Source organism: Sphingomonas profundi, assembly GCF_009739515.1.
Lineage (GTDB): Bacteria > Pseudomonadota > Alphaproteobacteria > Sphingomonadales > Sphingomonadaceae > Alterirhizorhabdus > Alterirhizorhabdus profundi.
Genome location: NZ_CP046535.1, coordinates 4,095,342 through 4,115,776, shown reverse-complemented (window position 1 = coordinate 4,115,776; position 20,435 = coordinate 4,095,342). Strand labels below are relative to the sequence as shown.

Below are 20,435 nucleotides of genomic sequence, written 5' to 3'. Positions count from 1 at the left end.
CGAGATCGGTGCCGCGCGAAAATCGCGCATTTTCCGCTCGATCCGAGGTCGCGCCGTGCACCCTCGCGGAGATGGTGGCATGAGGCCCGTTCATCACTCCGTCCGCCTGCCGGTGGCGCTCGACAAGGCGCTGCGCGGGCTTGCCGAGCGCAATGGCATGAGCGTTTACGCGATGCTCCAGCGCAGCGTGGCAACGGGTGTCACCGCTCTTGCCAACCCGGCCACGCCGGACACGACGCCGCAGGAGATCATCGCGGAACTGGCGTCGCTCAGCGTGGCGGTCGTCGATCTTGACCGGACGCTGGACCGCGCCTTGTTCACCGCCTGTGCCGCCTATTGCTATGCGCGCAGCGCGGCGATGAACGCACACAAGACCGACGAGGCGATCACCGTCGAGATCAATGCGGCCTATGATCGGCAACGACGCCTCTCGCGGGAGGCGCGACCATGACCCAATCGCATGATCGCCGCATCCATGCCGATGCCCTGCGCCGACAGGAGCGCGACAATGCCTTTCTGCGCTTCAAGCGCCAGGCCGGGGCCATGCTGGCATCTGTCGCGCTGGGCGGGGTGGCTGCACCTTATATGCTGCTCACTCCGCAGACCGTGCGGGCCACGGCCATCTACGTTCAAGCGAATAGCGTGGTGTGGCTAGCCAAAGGCACCTACGCCTATCCAACGGTACGGATCACTTATGCCGGGCATGCTTATAATGTGCCGGCCCGCTCCATTGCTGACGCCCCGTACTACCGAGAGGCAGCACAGATCATGCTCGCCGATGGACTGCGCGGCGGCTGTCTGGGCTTCGCGCTGTGGGTCGCCAGCCTGTTTCTCCTGCGCGGCGCAACGGCGCGACGCCGCGAGCGCGCCTTGCGGGATCGCGTCATCGCGGGAACGCTCGTCACGACCGAAGGCCGGCTCGCCACGCTGACCGGCGCGGTGCGGGCGGCCGACCGCTGACGCTCGGCACGGTGCCGATCCCGTCACGTCTGGAAACCCGGCACATGGCGATGATCGGGACGACCGGCAGCGGCAAGACAACCGCGCTCCGCCAGTTGCTCGACGGGATCGAGACCCGCGGCGAAGCAGCCCTGGTCTATGACACCAGCGGCGAGTTCATCGCGCATTATTATCGGCCTGAGCGCGGCGACGTGATCCTCAATCCCTTCGATGCCCGCTGCGCGACCTGGTCGCCCTTCGCCGAGATCGCCCATCCCGCCGATGCCGACCGGATCGCGCATCAACTCATCACCGAGACCGGGCAACATGATAGCGACGTGTGGCTGGACACCAGCCGCATCCTCGTCGCGAACATGCTGCGGGCCTTGTGGCGGGAGGGCAATGGCACCTTGTCCGCCTTGTTGGATGCCTTGCAGGATCGCAGCAAGGACGAGCTGAAGCTGTGGCTGGGCAACAGTTCGTCGGCGCGCACCTTTGCCGATGATGCCGATCGGGCGACCGGCAGCGTGTTGTTCATGCTCGCCAAGGCGGCGAACCTGATCCAGTTCCTCCGCACGGAGGAGAGCGGCGGCGCGCCCTTCGCCTTCCGCGATTTCATCCACGGGCTGGACGATCGCCCCGGCGCGAAGCCCTGGATATTCGTGCCGCGCAAGGAGGATTATTTCGAGGGGTCCAAGCCGCTGCTGGCCTGTTGGCTGGAATGTGCCGCCAGCGCCGTGCTGGGCCTGCCCCCGTCGCCCGACCGACGCATCTGGTTCGTGCTGGACGAACTGGCCGACCTGCCGCGCGTCGATAATCTGGCGCGGCTCCTGCCCGAGGGGCGCAAGTTCGGCGCGGCGGTCGTGCTGACCTTTCAGGCGCTGGGGCAGATGCGCCATCGCTATGGGCCGCAGATCGCCGAATCGATGCTGGGTTGCTGCAACACCAAGCTGTTCCTGCAAACCATCGACAGCGAGACTCGCCAATGGGCCAGCCAAACGATCGGCGAATGCGAGGTCGAAATCCAGACGATGACCGACGCGCTGGCCGAGGGTGACGACAAACCTATGACCACGCTCGGCAAGACACGGAAGACGCGCCCCGCGATCCTCGAAAGCGAGCTTCGCCTCCCCAAGTTTGAGGGCTATCTCCTGTTTGCCGATGGCCTGCCGGTGGCGAGGATCAGGCTGACAGCCGATCATGTCGCACGGCGTGGGCCACCCCGTCAGCCGGCATTCGTCGCCGGCAATCCCGAAACCACGCTCTGGAATCAGGTGGCGCGCACGGCGACGCCGGCATCGCCTCCGCCATCGGCTCCCGACAGCCAGGGGCCGGTCTGATGGTCGCATCGGTGTCCGCGCTGACCAGTTCGGCGCAGGCCAGCAGCTATTACGAGGCCGACGACTACTATGCGGACGGCGGCCTCTCCCCTTCGGAATGGCAGGGAGCCGGTGCCGAGGCGCTGAGTCTGTCTGGTGAGGTGGACCGAGACAAATTCCGCGATTTGCTCGACGGCAAGATAGCGGGCGAGCAGCTCGGCACGTTTCGCGACGGCCAGCTTGAGCATCGCCCCGGCTGGGACGTGACGTTGAGCGCGCCCAAATCTGTCTCCATCATGGCCGAGGTGGCCGGCGATCGGCGTTTGATCGCCGCGCATGGCAAGGCGGTGAAAACCGCAATGACCCACGTCGAAAGGCATATGGCCGCCACCCGCATCCGCGACGGCGGCACCGTCGGCCGGGAGGCGACGGGCAATCTCGTGATCGCCAGTTTCCAGCACGGCACCAGCCGCGCCCAAGACCCTCAGCTTCACACCCACAATGTCATCATGAACGCGACCAGGAGCGAGGACGGCGCATGGCGCAGCCTCGAGCCGCGCAACGCGATTGGCAATGATCGAGCAGGCCGAGATCAGGGCCGCCATACTGTCTCGACACGCCGATATGCTACGGCCTGAGCAGATGGCGGAGCGTTTCGTCGCCCAGGCCGCCGGCAAGTTGAGCGAACGGCAATCGGTCTTTTCCGCCGCCGCCTTGCAGGAGGAGGCCGGGCGGATAGGCCTCGGCAGGATAAGCCATGCGCAGATCGGTGCTGCCATCGAGACGGCAACCGCGCGCGGCGATTTGATCGACCGCACGCATGTTGATCGGCGCGGCGCGGATTTCTCAGGCTTCACCACACGCCAGAATGTCGAAACCGAAGCCCGGATGCTGAGCATCGAGGCGGACGGGCGCGGCATCTTTGCGCCCATCGCGTCGCCGCTCGCTGCCGCCAAGGCCGTCGTCAGCGCATCGGCGCAGGCCGAACGGACGGGTTTCGCCTGGAACGCGGATCAGCGTGCCGCGACCGAGCAGCTTCTGACCAGCCGCAATCGCGTCACCGCCGTGCAGGGCTATGCCGGCACGGCCAAGACGACGACGGTGCTGGCGACCTTCGCGCGCGAGGCAGAAGCGCAGGGTATATCGGTGATCGCGCTCGCGCCCACCGCGTCGGCGTCGATGGTATTGGGGCAGGCGCTCGGCGCGCGCGGGGATACGGTCGCCCGGCATCTTCTCTCGCCCGAGCGACCGCAGCCGGATCGACCGGCCGCCTGGATCGTGGACGAGGCATCCTTGCTGTCGGCACGCGACACCGCCCGCCTGTTCGATTTGGCCGACAGGCATAATGCCCGCGTCATCCTCGTCGGCGACGTGAAGCAGTTGGGGTCAGTCGAGGCGGGTGCGGCCTTCGAGCAATTGCAGGGCGCGGGCATGGAAACCGCCCGGCTGGCCGAGATCGTGCGGCAGACCAACGATGCCACCAGAGAGGCCGTGCTGGCATCCATTGAGGGCGATGCGAAAAAGGCGCTGGCGGCGCTCGATCGCGGCGGCGGCCAGATTATCGAGAAGGCCGATCGCGCCGACCGCTTCACCGCCATAGCCGAGCATTATGCCGGGCTGGACAAAGGGGACCGCGCCCGCACCCTCGTCATCGAGCCGTCGCGCGAGGGACGCGATGCGCTGACCGATAACATTCGGGCCGCGCTCACCCGCTCCGGCGCGCTGACTGGCCCCGGCCTCGCCATGCAAAGCCTCACCAACAAGGGACTGACCCGCGCGGAAGCGCGTGATCCGATGAGCTATGACAGGGGCGATGTGGTCCGCTTCACCCGCGATTTCGCCGACAAGGGTGTTACGCGCGGCGGGGCCTATCGGGTCGAGCGCATCGATCAGGCCAAGGCGGCCATCACCCTCCGATCGGAGGATGGGCGCGAGGTCGATTGGCGCTTGCGGCAATGGGGCGCGGGCAAGGTCCAGAGCTTCGCACCGCACCCCTTGGAACTCAAGGCGGGCGATAGCATCCAGTTCACCCGCAACGATCGGGAGGCGGGACGAATCAACGGCCAGCTTGGCGAGGTGATCGCCATCGACGAACGGAGCCGCACGGCCATCATCCAGACTTCACAGGGCGGGCCGGAGACATTGCGGATCGATGCGGCACGCGACCAGCATATCCGCCATGCCTATGTCGAAACCGCCTTCGCGGCGCAGGGCCGCACGGCCGATCATGTCATCGTCCATGCCGACAGCGGCGCGACCAATCTGGTCGATCAGAAATCCCTCTATGTCGAAATTTCCAGGGCCAAACAGTCCGCTACGATCGTCACCAACGATCGCGGCAAGCTCATATCCGCCATCAACGAACGCGCCGGGCTGGTGCAGACCGCCATCGTTCAGGCGGCCATGCCCGGACCATCGGCCGACAAGGCGGCGGGAGCCGGGCTGGGATGAAGATAGCCTTTGTCCGTGCCCTCCTATCTGTATAGCGTCACGTGACGGCGCACGGTGCGAAGGGAAGGTGGCTATGGCTTCGATGTCAGACATACGCTTGCAAAAGCCGGCCCATCCCGGCGGCTTCATCAAGCATGAAGTCATCGCGCCGCTCGGGCTGTCGGTCACGGCGGCGGCCGAGGCACTGGGCGTGACCCGCGCCACCCTCTCGACCCTGCTGAACGAGCGCGCGCATCTCTCGCCGGAAATGGCGCTGCGCGTCGAAAAGGCGTTCGGCGTGTCGATGGACACGCTGATGCAGATGCAGAGCAGCTACGACATCGCACAGACCCGCAAGCGCGCCGGGGACATTAAGGTCGCGCCGTTCCAGCGCAAGCCGGCACAGCCGCGCGCTTCGGCCTGACCGGATTAACGAATAAAATGGACTGCCCCGCATGAATGCCGTCGAGATTGAAGAAGCCGTATCCGCGCTTGCGGAACTCCCCTTTGACCGGGAGGCGTTTCCGTTCGCCTTCCTCGCGGCGTTCGGCAACAAGGAAACTACGATCAAGCGGCTGCGCGCCGGTAAGGGATCGACCAACGCCTCCGACCTGCCGGGTGGCGTGCTGCAACGGAACAACATCCATATAGCCGTCGCCGATTCCGGCGAGGTAGCACAGACACTCGCCGCACTGCGCGCCAGCCCCGCCACCGCGAAGGCAAGGGCCAAGTTCGTGCTGGCCACGGACGGTGACACGTTCGAGGCGGAGGACATGGAAACCGGCGAAACAGTCGCCTGCGTCTACGCTGATTTCCCCGATCATTTCGGTTTCTTCCTGGCGCTGGCGGGCATCAGCACAGTCAAGCAGGTGCGCGACAGCTCGTTCGACATCCGTGCGACCAGCCGGCTGAACAAGCTCTATGTCGAGTTGTTGAGCACCAACGCTGATTGGAGCGCCGCCGACCGCCGCCCGGAAATGAATCATTTCATGGCGCGGCTGATCTTCTGCTTCTTCGCCGAGGATACCGACATCTTCCACCCCAGCCATCGTTTCACCGCCAAGGTGGAGCAGATGAGCGAGCGGGATAGCTCCAACACGCACGAGGTCATTGGCGCAATATTCCGCGCGATGAACACGCCGACCAAGCATAATGGGCAATTGGACGATCGCCATCGGCGGGCGGCAAAAATCCCGCGCTGGGCGGACGGCTTCCCCTACGTCAATGGTGGACTGTTTTCCGGCAGCCTGGAGGTCCCGCGTTTCAGCAGGATCGCGCGCGCGCACCTCATCAGCATCGGCAATCTCGACTGGACGAAGATCAACCCAGACATTTTCGGCTCGATGATCCAGGCCGTCGCCGATGACGAGGAGCGTGGCGCGCTAGGGATGCACTACACCAGCGTCCCCAACATCCTGAAAGTTCTGAATCCGCTGTTTCTGGACGACCTGCGCGGCCGGCTGGCCGAGGCCGGCGACAATGGTCGGATGTTGTTGAACCTGCGGCGACGCATGGCGCGGATCAGGATTTTCGATCCAGCCTGCGGCAGCGGCAATTTTCTTGTGATCGCCTACAAGGAAATGCGGGCGATCGAGGCTGAGATTAATGCGCGGCGCGGTGAGATCGAGCGCGTATCCGACATTCCGCTGACCAATTTTCGTGGGATCGAGCTGCGCGACTTCCCCGCCGAGATCGCACGGCTCGCGCTCATCATCGCGGAATTTCAGTGTGATGTGCTGTATCGCGGGCAGAAACTGGCGCTGGCTGAGTTCCTGCCGCTTAACGCGGAAAACTGGATCACTTGCGGCAATGCGCTGCGGCTCGACTGGCTGAGCATTTGCCCACCGACCGGGACGGGTGTGAAGCTGGTGGGTGACGACCTGTTTCAGACGCCGTTGGATCAGACGCAGATCGACTTCGAGAATGAGGGTGGGGAGACGTATATTTGCGGGAATCCGCCGTATGTAGGCGATAAATACCAAAGCCAATCTCAGAAGGATGACCTGGCAGCATTAGCCGGAAAAGGGATAAAGGCTATTGATTACATCGCAGGCTGGTTCTGGAAGGCCTCTGAATATATAAATAATGGTGGAAAATTTGCTTTTGTTTCTACAAATTCAATTTGCCAAGGGATTCAGGTTTCTCTGATTTGGCCGAGAATTTCTGCAATCGGCCAAGGGATATTTTTTTGCCATAAGGACTTTTTGTGGGGGAACAGTGCTGCAAAGAATGCACAAGTTACGTGCATTATCGTTGGCGTAGCGGCTACCGAAGTAAAGCCAAAGCACATATTTGATGGAGACGAGCGCAAGGACGTTGATAATATAAACTATTACCTCACGTCCGGCAAAAACGTCATTGTGGAGCGATCGTCCGAACCAATTTCTGATACCGCCATAATGTTTGGTGGAAACATTCCGCGCGATCAAGGAAATCTTATTTTAACGACAAATGAAGCTAAAGATTTGGTATCTTCCTATCCAGAGGCGCAATCTTTCCTGCGACCGATATTGGGGTCAAGCGAGTTCATCAATGGCTTAGAGAGATATTGCCTTTGGATAAGCGACTCGCAAGCGCATTCTGCAAATGCCATACCGGAAATTGCAGAGCGCATTATGCGCGTTCGAGATTATCGCTTAAATGGAAGTGAGCGCGGACGGATGGGGCTCGATACCCCCTATAAGTTTGAAAGAACCATTTCCGGAAAAATCCACACTATTGTTATACCAAGCGTGTCGTCAGAGCGCAGGCCCTATTTGCCCTGTGGATTGCTGCCACCAACCACGGTTGTATCGAACAAATGCTACGCGCTGTACGATGCTCCTATTTGGAATATGGCATTAATTATTTCTCGCCTGCATTTGGTATGGATCAGGGCTGTATGCACAACAATGCGGACCGATTTTTCCTATACTAATACGATTGGTTGGAACACTTTCCCGGTGCCAGCACTAACCAGCAAAATGAAGGATGACTTGACCCGTTGCGCCGAGGACATCGTGCTGGCACGCGAGGCACATTTCCCTGCGACCATCGCCGACCTGTACGATCCCGACGCTATGCCTGCTGACCTACGCGAAGCCCATGAGCGCAACGATGAGGTATCGGAGCGCATCTATATCGGCCGCCGCTTCCGTAACGACACGGAGCGGCTGGAGAAACTGTTCGAGCTTTATACCAAGATGGCGGGAACGACCACCAGCGCAAAGACGGCGCGGAGAGCGAAGGCGTGAGCGCGGCATCCTCGCCCCGGAAGATCATGATCCTCGCCGGCCCTAACGGCGCCGGGAAAACCACTTTCGCCCGTTCCTTCCTGCCGGGTGAGGCGGAGCTTCCGCGCTTCATCAATGCGGATCAGATCGCCGCCGGGCTTGCGCCCCTCGCGCCGGAAACCGCCGCGCTGAAGGCCGGGCGTCTGATGTTGCAGGAGATCGAGCACTGTACGCGGCGAGGTGAGAGCTTCGCCTTCGAAACCACGCTGTCCGGCCTCTCATATCTGCGCCATATCGCCGAATGGCAGACGCAGGGCTTTCGGGTCAGCCTGTTTTTTCTGACGCTTCCGGATGCCGAAACCGCCATCGCCCGTGTGGCGACGCGCGTGCGCCAAGGTGGTCACAACATCCCGGAAGCCGTTATCCGCCGCCGCTTCGAGGCGGGCTGGAGCAATTTCCGTCAGCACTACCGGCAGGTCGTGGACGATTGGGCGGTTTACGACAGTGCAGGTGCCGAACCCGTGATGCTGGAATGGGGAGAGAAGCAATGACACAGCGGGATTTGTCCAACGCGAAAAATCCCGATCTGCGCGCGTCGCTGGCCGCCATGCGCCGAGCGGCGGCGATGGCGCGCAGCACCGCCATTCAGACCAACACGGAAATCGTCATCGTGAAGGACGGCAAACCCGTGCACATCACGGCGGAAGAATTGAGAAAAGAGCAACCAGCGGTGCCCATGAGCGACGACAGACAATCCGTTCCTTCCGTTTCGGTCTCCTATGCCGGCAACGGCAGTTCCACCAAGGCCAACGCCCTGGGGATGCGCCCGATGCAGGAGCGCGCCTATGAGAAGCGCGGCGAGCAATATCTCCTCATCAAGTCGCCTCCGGCATCGGGCAAGAGCCGCGCCCTCATGTTCGTCGCGCTCGACAAGCTGGCCAACCAGGAGCTGAAGCAGGCGATCATCGTCGTGCCGGAACGCAGCATCGGTGCGAGCTTCCATGACGAACCGCTGAGCCAGTTCGGTTTCTGGGCCGACTGGCGGGTCGAGCCGCGATGGAATCTCTGCGACGCGCCCGGCACCGATGGCGGCAAGGTCAACAGCGTCGGCGCCTTTCTGGAGAGCAGCGACGCGGTGCTGGTCTGCACCCATGCCACCTTCCGCTTCGCGGTGGACAGGTTCGGCGTGGAGGCCTTCGACGATCGCCTGATCGCGGTGGACGAGTTCCACCACGTCTCCGCCAACCCGGACAACAAGTTGGGTCAGCACCTCGGCGCCTTCGTCGCGCGCGACAAGGTGCATATCGTCGCCATGACCGGCTCCTATTTCCGGGGCGACGCCGAGGCGGTGCTGGCTCCGCAGGACGAGGCCAAGTTCGATAGCGTCACCTACACCTATTACGAGCAGCTCAATGGCTATCGCTATCTGAAGCAGCTCGACATCGGCTATTTCTTCTATTCCGGCTCTTATGCCGATGACATTCTGAAGGTGCTCGATCCGGCGCAGAAGACGATCATCCACATCCCCAGTGTCAACTCGCGCGAGAGCACGAAAGACAAGATCAGGGAGGTGGAGCATATCCTGTCCGCGCTGGGCGACTGGCAGGGGATCGATCCCGCCACCGGCTTCCAGTTGGTACAGACGCCGGACGGCAAGCTGCTGCGGATTGCCGACCTGGTGGACGATGATGCTAACCGGCGCGATCGCGTGTCCGCCGCGTTGAAGGACGCCGGCCAGAAAAACAACCGCGATCATGTGGACATCATCATCGCGCTCGGCATGGCGAAGGAAGGCTTCGACTGGATCTGGTGCGAGCATGCCCTGACCGTGGGCTATCGCTCCAGCCTGACCGAGATCGTGCAGATCATCGGCCGCGCCACTCGCGATGCGCCGGGCAAGGCGCGCGCCCGCTTCACCAACCTGATCGCCGAGCCGGATGCGTCCGAGGAGGCCGTGACCGAGGCGGTCAACGATACGCTGAAAGCCATCGCCGCCAGTCTGTTAATGGAGCAGGTGCTGGCGCCCCGCTTCGAGTTTAAGCCCAAGAATCCGGCCAACGAGGCCACGCCGGGCTTCAATTATGGCGACGACGGCTATCAGCCGGACAAGTGCAATGTCGGCTTCAACGAGGAGCGCGGTACCTTCCAGATCGAGATCAAGGGGCTGACCGAACCCAAGAGCGAAGAAGCGACTCGCATCTGTCAGCAGGACTTGAACGAGGTGATCGCGGCCTTCGTGCAGGACAAGACCGCCATCGAGCGCGGGCTTTTCGATCAGGAGCTTGTGCCGGAGGAGTTGACCGTTCTCCGCATGGGCAAGATCATCAAGGATAAATATCCGGAGCTGGACGAGGAGGATCAGGAGGCGGTCCGCCAGCACGCCATCGCCGCCCTCAACCTCACGCAGAAGGCCAAGGAGGTCGCGCTTGGCGGTGACGATGGCGAGAAGAGCCCGAACACCGCTTTCATCGAGGGCGTGCGCCGCTTCGCAATGGACGTGCGCGAACTCGATATCGACCTGATCGACCGGATCAATCCGTTCGGGGAGGCCTATGCCATCCTCTCCAAGGCGATGACCGAGGAGAGCTTGAAGCAGGTTGCCGCCGTCATTTCCGGCAAGCGCGTGACCATGACCGTGGAAGAGGCGCGCAAGCTGGCCAAGCGAGCCTTGACGTTCAAGCAGGAGCGCGGGCGCCTCCCGTCCATCACATCGTCCGATGCCTGGGAAAAGCGCATGGCCGAGGGAATCGCCTTTCTCGCCCGGATGAAGGCGGAGGCCGAGCGTGGCTAACGGCTTCACCGACGAGGACGACGCGCTTCTCGCGGAGCTTGGCATCGAGGTCGAGACGAAGAAGGCCGCCGCGCGGACCCCGCGCGAAGAGCGGATCATCGCCGGTTTCGAGGATATTCAGCGTTTCGTGGCCAAAAACGGTCACACCCCGCAGCATGGCGAGGATCGCGATATTTTCGAGCGGCTTTACGCCGTGCGGCTCGATCGTCTGCGCGCGCAGGCCGATTGCCGCGCGTTGCTGGAGCCGCTCGACGACCAAGGATTGATGGCGGGCGTAGAGCAGAGCCTGGCGGACCCTGACGACGACATCAGCGATGAGGAATTGCTGGAGCAGCTCGGCGTGGACACCGCCGCCAACGACATCACCGAATTGCGGCACGTCCGCTCCGCTGCGGACAAGCGCGCGGCGGAGGAGATCGCCAACCGGGAACGGTGCGAGGATTTTGACCGCTACAAGCCCTTGTTGGATGCCGCGCAGGCCGACATCGACAGCGGCGCCCGTATTACCCAGTCGATCCGCAAGGATGCCGGCTTCCTGAAAACCGACATCCGGGCCGGGGAGTTTTTCATTCTCGGCGGTCAGGTCGCCTATGTCGCTGAGGTCGGCGACGCCTTCAAGGCACCCAATGGCGAAAGCGATGCTCGCCTCCGCGTCATCTACTCCAACGGCACGGAGAGCAATTTGCTGCTCCGTTCCTTGCAACGCGCGCTCTACAAGGACGAAAGTAGCCGGAGTCTGTCAGAGCCAAATGCCGGGCCGCTCTTTGCCAGCGAGAACGAGGCCGACGACCTCGCCAGCGGCACGATCTATGTGCTGCGCAGCCAGTCGGATAATCCAATCGTCACCGCCAATCGCAACCTCGTTCACAAGATTGGCGTGACTGGAGGCGATGTCGCCAAGCGTGTCGCCAACGCCAGGCTGGACCCGACTTTCCTCCTCGACGAGGTGGAAATCGTGGCTACCTACAAGCTGTTCAACATCAGCCGGACCAAGCTCGAAAACCTGATTCATCGCATCTTCGATCCGGCCCGGCTCGACATCGAGATCAAGGACAGGTTTGGCAGTCCCGTTGTGCCGCGCGAATGGTTCTTGGTGCCACTGTTCGTAATCGACGATGCGGTGGAGCGGATTAAGGACGGCACGATCACTGAGTATATCTATGATCCGGCAATGGCCCTGCTGATCCGACAGAATGAGAGTCCGCCGGTTTGATATTTCTGGCCGAACTCTGCGCAAGCGCGTCAGGAGCGAGGATAGATTTGCCGATCTTCAATGCAACAACTCGCGAAATTTGGCCCGGCACATTGTTTGTAATGCCGGTTCACGCGCAATGTCGTGAGCATTCAAAAGTGTCTGGAAATCGTCGTCAGTGAAGACCAATATGGCGCCCTGTTGGGAACGGAAGGCATCACGGCATCGCTCAAGCAGCCGCTGCGGGTCTAGGATTGAACGACAGACGATAATGCCTAGCCTACCCCGCCTCGGGTCGAAGCGGCCAATCATCTGATCTATCTCGTTGTTCGCTAAATCCTCCGCATAATTTTTGCATTCCACCATGATTTCTCGGGCCTGTAAAAACGGGTCGCCGCGTTGGTCTGCGAAGAAACCCGCTTGGCTTGCATTAGCGAACGCAATGTCGATGCGTTTCCGGCCCTGATTGATGTCCAACTCTATGGTTGGAGTAATGAGGTGTGGATAAAAAAGGTAGGTCAGCACGCCAGATATAAGGTGATGATAGTTTGTGGCGTTTTGCCGCCCGGTCGGTAGCGCTTGCAGTAATTCTTGTAGGCCCTTGTTGAAATCGCCCTCGTTGAATTGAGTGCTATCAAGCTCCACGAGCTTACGAAGGCCAATGGACCCTTTGCGTTGAATGACCTCTTTGAATTTCCGATATTCTTGCGGATGCTCAACCGAGAATCGAGCCAGATTTTGCTTGGTTGGCGGCATATCCTTTTTGATATCTTTCTTATAAACCTCTTTTTTCTCTCCTTTTTTGGTCTTTATCACCTTTACGAGATGGCCGTTCGTTCGAAGTTGCTCGTCGCGGACAAAATTGGTGACGAAGTGCGTGTAATAGTGCGTTGCGAGCTGCTGCATCCCTCCGCGCCAACGGACATAGCGCTTGGGTATGAGAAGAACCCGCTTGCCCTCAACCAAGGGTATCCGGTCGAAGGTCCCAGTCTCCCATCTGCTCTCGCCTCGCACCCAAAGTCGTCCGGTGGGCAGATTGGTGTTCAAGGGAATGTTATGAAATTCGAATTGCTGTTGCGTGTATTCGATCAGATTTCGCCGAATGATATTCGTTGTTATGTCAGAAATTTTGTCTGCGCCGATGTTGTCGATGAACAAAGCGCAGTCCGTCAAATCGCGCAAAAGGCCAGTTTTCGCGGCGGGACTGCTCGCAAGGTTTTGAAGCAGTTGTTGGGCCTGCTGATGACCGATGCCCCTGCCACGAGGCTCGCCATCCGAAACGCCTAGATGGGTTTCATTTGGCTCTTGGAGAGCAGCAAGGAGCGCTTCACCCTTGGCCATGTCGCCAGCCATGATGGTTTGAAGAACCGCTTCAAAAAAGTCCCTCAAATCGTCTTGGCATTCCTGCGCGAACGGCTCTTTCGGCTCAAGAAATCCAACAGGATCAATGTATAATTGGAAATCTTTGTGCAGATCAATGTCAACAAAATCCAGCATAGGCTGGCTGATATTGATACCTAAGGCCTGAGATAACAGCATTATGACCCCCATTTGTTCCTGGCAAGATAAGGCTCCAAAACGAAATTGGAAGTGGGGCGATTGGGTGCTGACCGCGACGGCGCCACTATTCCAAACCCATGGTCGTCGCCTTTCTAACGTCGGCTTTTATGTGATGGTGAGAGGCGGCGATTGAAGCGCCTATTCACTGCATATTATGCGGCAAATATCTTTGCGTGTGCAGTGATTGGCTGCCATAAAACCGCAGAGGAAGCGGTGATTATGACTTACATCCATGAGCTACAGGACTGGCCCGAACTCACGTGGAGCGATGCGGCGCTCGCTCAACTGCTCGCCGCCGTGCGCCATCGGCAGGGGCGGCTGATCGGCCATATGGAGGCGCTTGGCTTCCCGCTCCGCGCGGAGGCCGTGCTTCACGCGCTGACCGAGGATGTCCTGAAATCCAGTGAGATCGAAGGCGAAGTGCTGGACCGCGAGCAGGTGCGTTCGTCCATCGCCCGTCGCCTCGGCATGGACATTGGCGGGCTGGTCGAGTCTGATCGCAATGTCGAAGGCGTTGTGGAAATGATGCTCGACGCCACGCAGAACTATACCCAGCCGCTGACCGCCGAACGGCTTTTTGGTTGGCACGCAGCGCTGTTTCCGACCGGGCGCAGTGGCATGAGCCGCATCACCGTGGGCGCATGGCGGGGCGTTGAGGGCGGCCCGATGCAGGTCGTCTCCGGCCCGATCGGCCGCGAACGCGTCCATTATGAGGCCCCAGCATCGGAGCGGATGGACGAGGAAATGGCCCGCTTTCTCGATTGGTTCGAGACGGCGACGCCCGATCCGGTGGTGAAGGCGGCAGTCGCGCATCTGTGGTTCGTGACCATCCACCCCTTCGATGACGGCAACGGGCGCATCGCGCGGGCCATCGCTGATCTGGCGCTGGCCCGCGCCGAAGGCACCGCCCAGCGTTTCTACAGCATGTCCGCGCAAATCCGCACCGAGCGGAAGGCCTATTACGATACGCTGGAATCGACGCAGAAAGGCGGCCTGGACATCACGCCGTGGCTCCTGTGGTTCATCGGCTGCCTCGATCGCGCCTTTGACGGGGCCGAGACGATCCTGGCGAACGTCATGCGCAAGGCTCGTTTCTGGGACTCGATGGCGGGGCAGTCGTTGAACGATCGGCAGCGGAAGGTCGTCAACCGGCTGCTGGAGGGTTTCGAGGGCAAGCTGACCAACGCCAAATGGGCGGCGATCACCAAGGCGTCGTCCGATACGGCGTTGCGCGACATCAACGATCTTGTCGCGCGGGGCATCCTTGAGCGGGATGCGGCGGGTGGTCGCAGCACGAGCTACTCCTTGGTCCCAGAGGCGCCGTTACCGTTTCATGGCGTTCGATCTTGACCCATCCGGGGGCGTGATACAGGGTGATTCGACCCTGATTGTGAATCAGCGTGCAATGTTGACCCCGTTCGGGGCTGATCGGCGTGCAAAATTGACCCCCCTGAACTGAGCGGTTCACGCCCGGCGCTTTGCGCAGGAGCGGTCGGGGAGAATGCTGGTCGTGGAGACGGTGGCGCGCATCCGGCGCGAGTTCTACGTCAAGGGTAAGAGCATCAAGGAGATCGTGCGCGACCTGCGGGTGTCGCGGAACACGGTGCGCAAGGTGCTGCGGTCCGGCGAGACGGACTTCTCCTACGAGCGGACGGTGCAGCCGCTGCCGAAGCTCGGGCCATGGTCGGCGGATCTCGAGCGGCTGCTGGAGGCCAACGAGCGCAAGCAGCGGCGCGAGCGCCTGACGCTGGTCCGGGTGTACGAGGAGCTGCAGGGGCTGGGCTACCGCGGCGGCTACGATGCCGTGCGTCGCTATGCCACGGCATGGCAGCGTGAGCGGTCGGCGGTCACGGCCGCGGCCTACGTGCCGCTGAGCTTCGCGCCCGGCGAGGCCTACCAGTTCGACTGGAGCCACGAGGTCGTCGTCATCGCCGGCGCGACGACGACGGTGAAGGTTGCGCACATGCGGCTCTGCCACAGCCGGATGTTCTTCGTGCGAGCTTATCCGCGCGAGAGCCAGGAGATGGTGTTCGACGCCCACGACCGGGCGTTCGCCTTCTTCGGCGGCGCCTGTCAGCGCGGCATCTACGACAACATGAAGACCGCGGTGGACGCCATCTTCGTCGGTCGTGAGCGGCGCTACAACCGCCGCTTCCAGCAGATGTGCGGCCACTACCTCGTCGAGCCGGTGGCGTGCACGCCGGCATCGGGCTGGGAGAAGGGCCAGGTCGAGAACCAGGTCGGGCTCGTGCGCGAGCGCTTCTTCACGCCGCGGCTGCGCTTCAGGAGCTACGACGAGCTCAACGCCTGGCTGCTCGACCGCTGCACCGCCCATGCCCAGCGTGCCGCGCATCCCGAGCTCAGGGACTACACAGTCTGGCAGGTGTTCGAGGCGGCCGACCAGCCTGCGCTCATCGCCTACCGTGGTCCCTTCGACGGCTTCCACGCCTTGCCGGCGGCGGTGTCGAAGACGCTGCTGGTCCGCTTCGACTACAACAAATACTCGGTGCACGCGAAGGCGGCGGGCGCCCGGTCGAGGTGCACGCCTATGCCGAGCGCATCGTCATCCGGCAGGACGGCGAAGTCGTCGGCGAGCATGCCCGGCGCTTCGGGCGCGACCAAACGGTCTACGACCCTTGGCACTATGTGCCGGTCCTCGAGCGCAAGCCGGGTGCGCTGAGGAACGGTGCGCCCTTCAAGGACTGGCCGCTGCCGGTGGCGCTGGAACGCGTCAGGCGGAGGCTGGCGGGCCATGCCGACGGCGACCGCCAGATGGTGGGCATCCTGGCGGCGGTGACGACGGACGGACTGGACGCCGTCGAGGCGGCCTGTGCCGAGGCGCTGGCCGGCGGCACCGTCAGCCGTGACGTCGTGCTCAACGTGCTCACCCGCCAGCGCCAGACCGCCGCGCCCGCCAGCATCGCCACGCCCGAGGCTCTGCGGCTCGCCCGCGAGCCCGTCGCCGACTGCGCCCGCTACGACAGCCTGAGGAGGCCTTATGGAACGTCACGCCATCCTGGAGATGATGGGAACGCTGAAGCTCGTCGGCATGCGCCATGCCTATGACGAGGTCGTCGCCGATGCCGTGAAGCGGCAGCACTCCGCTCAGCGCGTCGTCGGCGACCTGCTCAAGGCCGAGATAGACGAGAAGCAGGCCCGCTCCATCCGCTACCAGATGACGACCGCCAAGCTGCCGCTCGCCAAGGAGCTCGCCGACTTCGACTTCGCCGGCACCGGCATCAACGAAGGCCTGGTCCGCGATCTCGGCACGGGTGCCTTCCTCGAAGCGCAGCGCAACGTCGTGCTGGTCGGCGGCACCGGGACGGGCAAGACGCATCTCGCCATCGCCATGGGCCGTGCCTGCGTGCGGGGCGGAGCGAGGGTCCGCTTCTACAACACCGTCGACCTCGTGAACCAGCTCGAGGCCGAGGCCCGTGCCAGGCGCCCCGGGCGCATCGCCGACCACCTGTCGCGGCTCGACCTCGTCATCCTCGACGAGCTTGGCTACCTGCCCTTCGCGCTCTCGGGCGGCCAGTTGCTCTTCCACCTCGTCAGCAAGCTCTACGAGCAGACCTCGGTGGTGGTGACGACCAACCTTGCCTTCGGCGAGTGGCCCACGGTCTTCGGCGACGCCAAGATGACGACCGCGCTCCTCGACCGGCTCACCCACCACTGCGACATCGTCGAGACCGGCAACGAGAGCTGGCGCTTCAAGAACCGCGAAGCCGCCTGAAACCCTTCCCCCGGACCCCCATCCCCCGGGTTGACCCGGTGGGGCCACAGGCACCTCCACGGCCGTCACCGCCTGCGCTCGTGGCGGCGCGCGGCGCCGGCCGCGGGGCCCTCCTGTGGACTACCGGGACAACCCGGCTGCCATCAGAAAAGGGGGTCAAACTTGCACGCCGATACGGGGTCAACTTCCCGAGCCGATTGACAGTCTAATCAATGTCGAGGGTGTTTACCCGGCAGGAATTCTACGATCTGGTGTGGTCGAAACCCATCACCCACTTGGCGAAGGAGTTCGCGCTCTCAGACGTTGCCCTCCACAAGATCTGCAAGAAGCATGATATCCCGAACCCGCCGCTGGGATGGTGGGCGAAGAAGGCCGCGGGCAAGACGGTCAAGCAAACTCCGCTGCCAAAAGCGAAGGCTGGGATATCGGACAGAATTACGATTGCGGCTGGCGAACTTCGGCCCGAGCCCGAGTTGATCGCGACCACACGTGAGAACGCACGACTGCTCGCATCGTCCATCGACGCGGAGGCGGTCTTGCCAACAAACCCGATCGTCGATCGGACGATCTCCCAGCTCCGCAAGGCGAAGCCTTCGTCAATCAACGGGCTCGTCACGGTCGAAGGTTTGAACGTGGTCAAGGTCAACGTCGCGCCGGCCTCGATCGACCGCTTGGAACTAGCGCTCGGCCGTATCGCGGCGGCAGCGGAAGCGCTGGGGATTAAGCTGGTGCGAGGCGAGAAGTCCGCGAGCTTCCAATGCGAGGGTGAGACGATCGGCTTTTCGATCAGCGAGGGTGTTCGACGCGAAAAGCATGTGCCGACCGAGAAGGAGCTCGCCGAGCAGGAGGCGGCCCGAAAGCGCCGAGCGCGCCGCTGGAACAACCCCGGCAGTTGGGATGACGACGATTTCAGCTTCTCATCCTTGCGCGGTCCCGAATGGGATTATCATCCCACCGGCCAACTCGTGTTCGAACTGGAGCACTCCTATCTGCTGGGCGGCAGCCCGCGGCGTTCCTTCAAGGATGCGAAGGTCCAGCGGATCGAGAACATGGCCAGCGATATCGCGGTCGGCATCGCGGTGCTGGCGGCGGCGAAGAAGGACGATCAGGTTAAGCGCGAGGAACAGGCACGGCAACGCGAGGAGGAGCGGCGATTGCGCGAGCTCGCCCTTCGCAGGGACCATATCGCCGAGCGCCGCGGTAAAGCACTGGACGAGGTGCTCGAAGAGATGGCCTCGCTTGATCGACTGAGGAGGCTGGTCGCGAATTTGCGCGATGAGGAAATGTCGGGAAGTACCGGCCGCGTCACCGAATTCCTCGGACTGGCCGAGCGTCGACCGGCATCACGCGAAGCGGCGCTTTCGACCGACGGACTCGAGCAGCGGTTCGAGAAACAGAAGCTGTTTGGCGACGACGATGATCACGCCTTTCGGCCGCCCTATGGCTACTATTGACCGATTGTTGGAAGAACACGAACCGTTTCCGTCCACCAACGGCCAACTCAGGCGAGATCGGCAATCTCGACAGAACCGATCGGGGCGGTTTCGATGGGGAGCCAATAGCGTGTCCCTTTCTGCTCGCCGGTTCGCACCAGCCCGCCGAGCCCGACCAGAGCGGCGAGGTCGCGCGTCGTCGTCGCCGTCGGAGCACCGGTGATGGTCATATAGTTGGCGGCGCTGAGGCCACCGACAAAGCCATCCGGCCCCGCGGCGAACATCCGTAACATCGCGCGTTCCTGACGATCATTGAGCTTGCCGCGCAGGCCTTCCATGACGCGCGCCTTGGCCAGGACGAACTCGACCTGCCGAAGCGTCCGACGCTGGGCTTCGATCGCCTTGGCCGCGAACCACAACAGCCAGTCGGTGATCTCCAGCGCGCCATGGGCACGCTCGAGCGCGGCGTAATAGGCTTTGCGGTGCGCCAGCAGGGTGCTCGCCATGCCGGTGACGATCGGGGTATGCAGGCCCTGGGCGAGCAACTTCTCGCTGATGGCGCGACCGATCCGGCCATTGCCGTCTTCGTAAGGATGGATGCTCTCGAACCAGATATGCGCAAGACCAGCCCGCGTCAGCGGTGTAATCGGTGTTGACCCGCCCGGCCGGCTTCGTTCGATCCACGTCAGGAACCCCACCATCTCCTCTTCGACCCGCGCCGCAGGCGGCGCTTCGAAATGGATCTTCGGTCGATGGATCGGCCCGGATACGATCTGCATAGGGTCACCGCCGCTTCTGTAGCGACCGATGTCTGCAAGATCGGTGCGGCCATTGACGACATGACGATGCCATCGGTCGAGAGTTGCTCGATCCAGCGGCTCGGCGACACGCTCGTAAAGATCGACCATCATCTCGGCGATGCCGGCCTCGGCCGGCTTTACCCGTCGTTGATCCCCGGCGAGCCCCAGGTGCCGGCGGATCGAAGATTGGACGCTGTCGCGATCGAGCGTTTCTCCTTCGATCGCCGAGGTGTCGATGGCCTCATGGCTCATCAACTCGATCTCAAGGCTGCTGCGGTCAGCTTCGTCCAGATGTCGTGATACGCCGATCGCGATGCCCACGCCTTCAAGAAATAAGGCTTCGGCCTTCTGCAGCCGAGGCGCATCCCAGGAGAAATTTGGCCAGTCCGGCTGCTGCCAATTCCACGTCATGATCGATATATAGGCGATTTATCGATCATGAATCAATAAAATTGTGATCGATAAATGGAAGCGCTATCGATCATCCACGGCAGCAAACTCTAACATGTTCGATCGATCTCTCGCGAGGCCTGGCTAATGGCGATATAGTCCTCGCAAAGGTATCCGAAGGTTTTTCGCTGGTTCGCTTGGAAGCTAGGGTTGCACTGCGGCTTGCGCGCGAGACTGTGTCTGCTAAGCTGTCTTTCAGCGAGAAGGCGGTGAAAATCGCGCTTTGAACTCAATCGCTTAGGTGTCCATCAGATTTCCTCTTCTGGGCACCATTTTCCGGCCGAAGAGAGGCACTCCCGCCTTCTTCTCCGGGCAAGTCCGGGCGACGTGCGGCCCTCCAGCGCTGATGCCGGCCTTGCGAGCACATCGCGCGGTCCCGTACTCCGGCTTATCCATTGAACCGATTGCGGCAGGCTGATCGCCTCGCCGCCCCGTCAGGACGCGTAAGTCGGGCGCCGGCTGGACGACGATCGATGCGCTGCGACTTCGTGCGAAGTGGTCGTGCGATCCCCGCGTCAGTGGGTGGGCTCGCCAAGCTCTCTTCGCCGGCGAAGCGGTGCACTCGGCCATCGGATC

The 20,435-nt window shown here is 62.1% G+C and carries 15 protein-coding genes and 1 pseudogene; 14 read left to right on the top strand and 2 right to left on the bottom strand.

The genetic code is table 11. From position 1 onward, the window contains the following. Nucleotides 1–112: 112 nt before the first annotated feature. The 10 genes from GNT64_RS19460 to GNT64_RS19425 all read left to right on the top strand — a co-directional run bounded on the left by GNT64_RS19460 (nt 113) and on the right by GNT64_RS19425 (nt 11,904). Entirely contained in the window at nt 113–451 is a 339-nt protein-coding gene (locus tag GNT64_RS19460) for a hypothetical protein (RefSeq protein ID WP_231639109.1), read from the top strand. Continuing rightward, on the top strand, nt 448–960 hold the full coding sequence (locus GNT64_RS22080; protein WP_231639108.1) for a hypothetical protein: 513 nt from the start codon (nt 448–450) through the stop codon (nt 958–960). The genes GNT64_RS19460 and GNT64_RS22080 overlap by 4 nt, the downstream gene beginning before the upstream one ends. 44 nt (nt 961–1,004) lie before the next feature. Further along, entirely contained in the window at nt 1,005–2,279 is a 1,275-nt protein-coding gene (locus tag GNT64_RS19455) for a type IV secretion system DNA-binding domain-containing protein (protein ID WP_338420421.1), read from the top strand. Next, on the top strand, nt 2,279–2,896 hold the full coding sequence (gene mobF / locus GNT64_RS22075) for a MobF family relaxase (protein WP_231639107.1): 618 nt from the start codon (nt 2,279–2,281) through the stop codon (nt 2,894–2,896). The genes GNT64_RS19455 and mobF overlap by 1 nt, the downstream gene beginning before the upstream one ends. Beyond that, nucleotides 2,832–4,709 (top strand): ATP-dependent DNA helicase, encoded by a 1,878-nt coding sequence (locus GNT64_RS19450; RefSeq protein ID WP_231639106.1) that lies wholly within the window; start codon nt 2,832–2,834, stop codon nt 4,707–4,709. Before mobF ends, GNT64_RS19450 begins: the two co-directional genes overlap by 65 nt. Before the next feature lie 97 nt (nt 4,710–4,806). Further along, a complete protein-coding gene (locus GNT64_RS19445; protein WP_479683737.1) occupies nt 4,807–5,112 on the top strand; it encodes a HigA family addiction module antitoxin in 306 nt (101 codons plus the stop codon). A gap of 31 nt (nt 5,113–5,143) precedes the next feature. Further along, nucleotides 5,144–7,921, top strand: coding sequence for a class I SAM-dependent DNA methyltransferase (locus GNT64_RS19440; RefSeq protein WP_156681017.1), 2,778 nt, complete (start codon nt 5,144–5,146; stop codon nt 7,919–7,921). Continuing rightward, a complete protein-coding gene (locus GNT64_RS19435; RefSeq protein WP_197277123.1) occupies nt 7,918–8,451 on the top strand; it encodes an ATPase in 534 nt (177 codons plus the stop codon). Before GNT64_RS19440 ends, GNT64_RS19435 begins: the two co-directional genes overlap by 4 nt. Then, the gene (locus GNT64_RS19430) at nt 8,448–10,691 is read left to right on the top strand and encodes a DEAD/DEAH box helicase (protein ID WP_479683736.1); all 2,244 of its coding nucleotides are present in this window, start codon (nt 8,448–8,450) and stop codon (nt 10,689–10,691) included. Before GNT64_RS19435 ends, GNT64_RS19430 begins: the two co-directional genes overlap by 4 nt. After that, nucleotides 10,684–11,904 carry a GIY-YIG nuclease family protein gene (locus tag GNT64_RS19425; RefSeq protein WP_156681016.1) on the top strand — a complete coding sequence of 407 codons (1,221 nt, stop codon included), beginning with the start codon at nt 10,684–10,686 and terminating at the stop codon, nt 11,902–11,904. The genes GNT64_RS19430 and GNT64_RS19425 overlap by 8 nt, the downstream gene beginning before the upstream one ends. Nucleotides 11,905–11,961: 57 nt before the next feature. Here the strand turns inward: GNT64_RS19425 and GNT64_RS19420 are convergent, their stop codons facing one another. Beyond that, nucleotides 11,962–13,422 (bottom strand): hypothetical protein, encoded by a 1,461-nt coding sequence (locus GNT64_RS19420; protein WP_197277122.1) that lies wholly within the window; start codon nt 13,420–13,422, stop codon nt 11,962–11,964. Nucleotides 13,423–13,662: 240 nt separating this feature from the next. On the opposite strand from GNT64_RS19420, the gene GNT64_RS19415 reads away from it, so the two are divergent. The 4 genes and pseudogenes from GNT64_RS19415 to GNT64_RS19400 all read left to right on the top strand — a co-directional run bounded on the left by GNT64_RS19415 (nt 13,663) and on the right by GNT64_RS19400 (nt 18,630). Then, nucleotides 13,663–14,793 carry a Fic family protein gene (locus tag GNT64_RS19415; RefSeq protein ID WP_156681014.1) on the top strand — a complete coding sequence of 377 codons (1,131 nt, stop codon included), beginning with the start codon at nt 13,663–13,665 and terminating at the stop codon, nt 14,791–14,793. 151 nt (nt 14,794–14,944) lie between these two features. After that, a pseudogene (istA, locus tag GNT64_RS19410) lies at nt 14,945–16,509 on the top strand (IS21 family transposase). Beyond that, the gene (istB, locus tag GNT64_RS19405) at nt 16,442–17,176 is read left to right on the top strand and encodes an IS21-like element helper ATPase IstB (protein ID WP_156677992.1); all 735 of its coding nucleotides are present in this window, start codon (nt 16,442–16,444) and stop codon (nt 17,174–17,176) included. Before istA ends, istB begins: the two are co-directional and overlap by 68 nt. Nucleotides 17,177–17,388: 212 nt before the next feature. Then, nucleotides 17,389–18,630, top strand: a complete 1,242-nt coding sequence (locus tag GNT64_RS19400) for a hypothetical protein (RefSeq protein WP_231639105.1) — start codon at nt 17,389–17,391, stop codon at nt 18,628–18,630. A 47-nt stretch (nt 18,631–18,677) separates the two neighbouring features. On the opposite strand, the gene GNT64_RS19395 is transcribed toward GNT64_RS19400, so the two are convergent. Beyond that, nucleotides 18,678–19,820, bottom strand: a complete 1,143-nt coding sequence (locus GNT64_RS19395; RefSeq protein ID WP_156681013.1) for a Fic family protein — start codon at nt 19,818–19,820, stop codon at nt 18,678–18,680. Nucleotides 19,821–20,435: the final 615 nt, after the last annotated feature.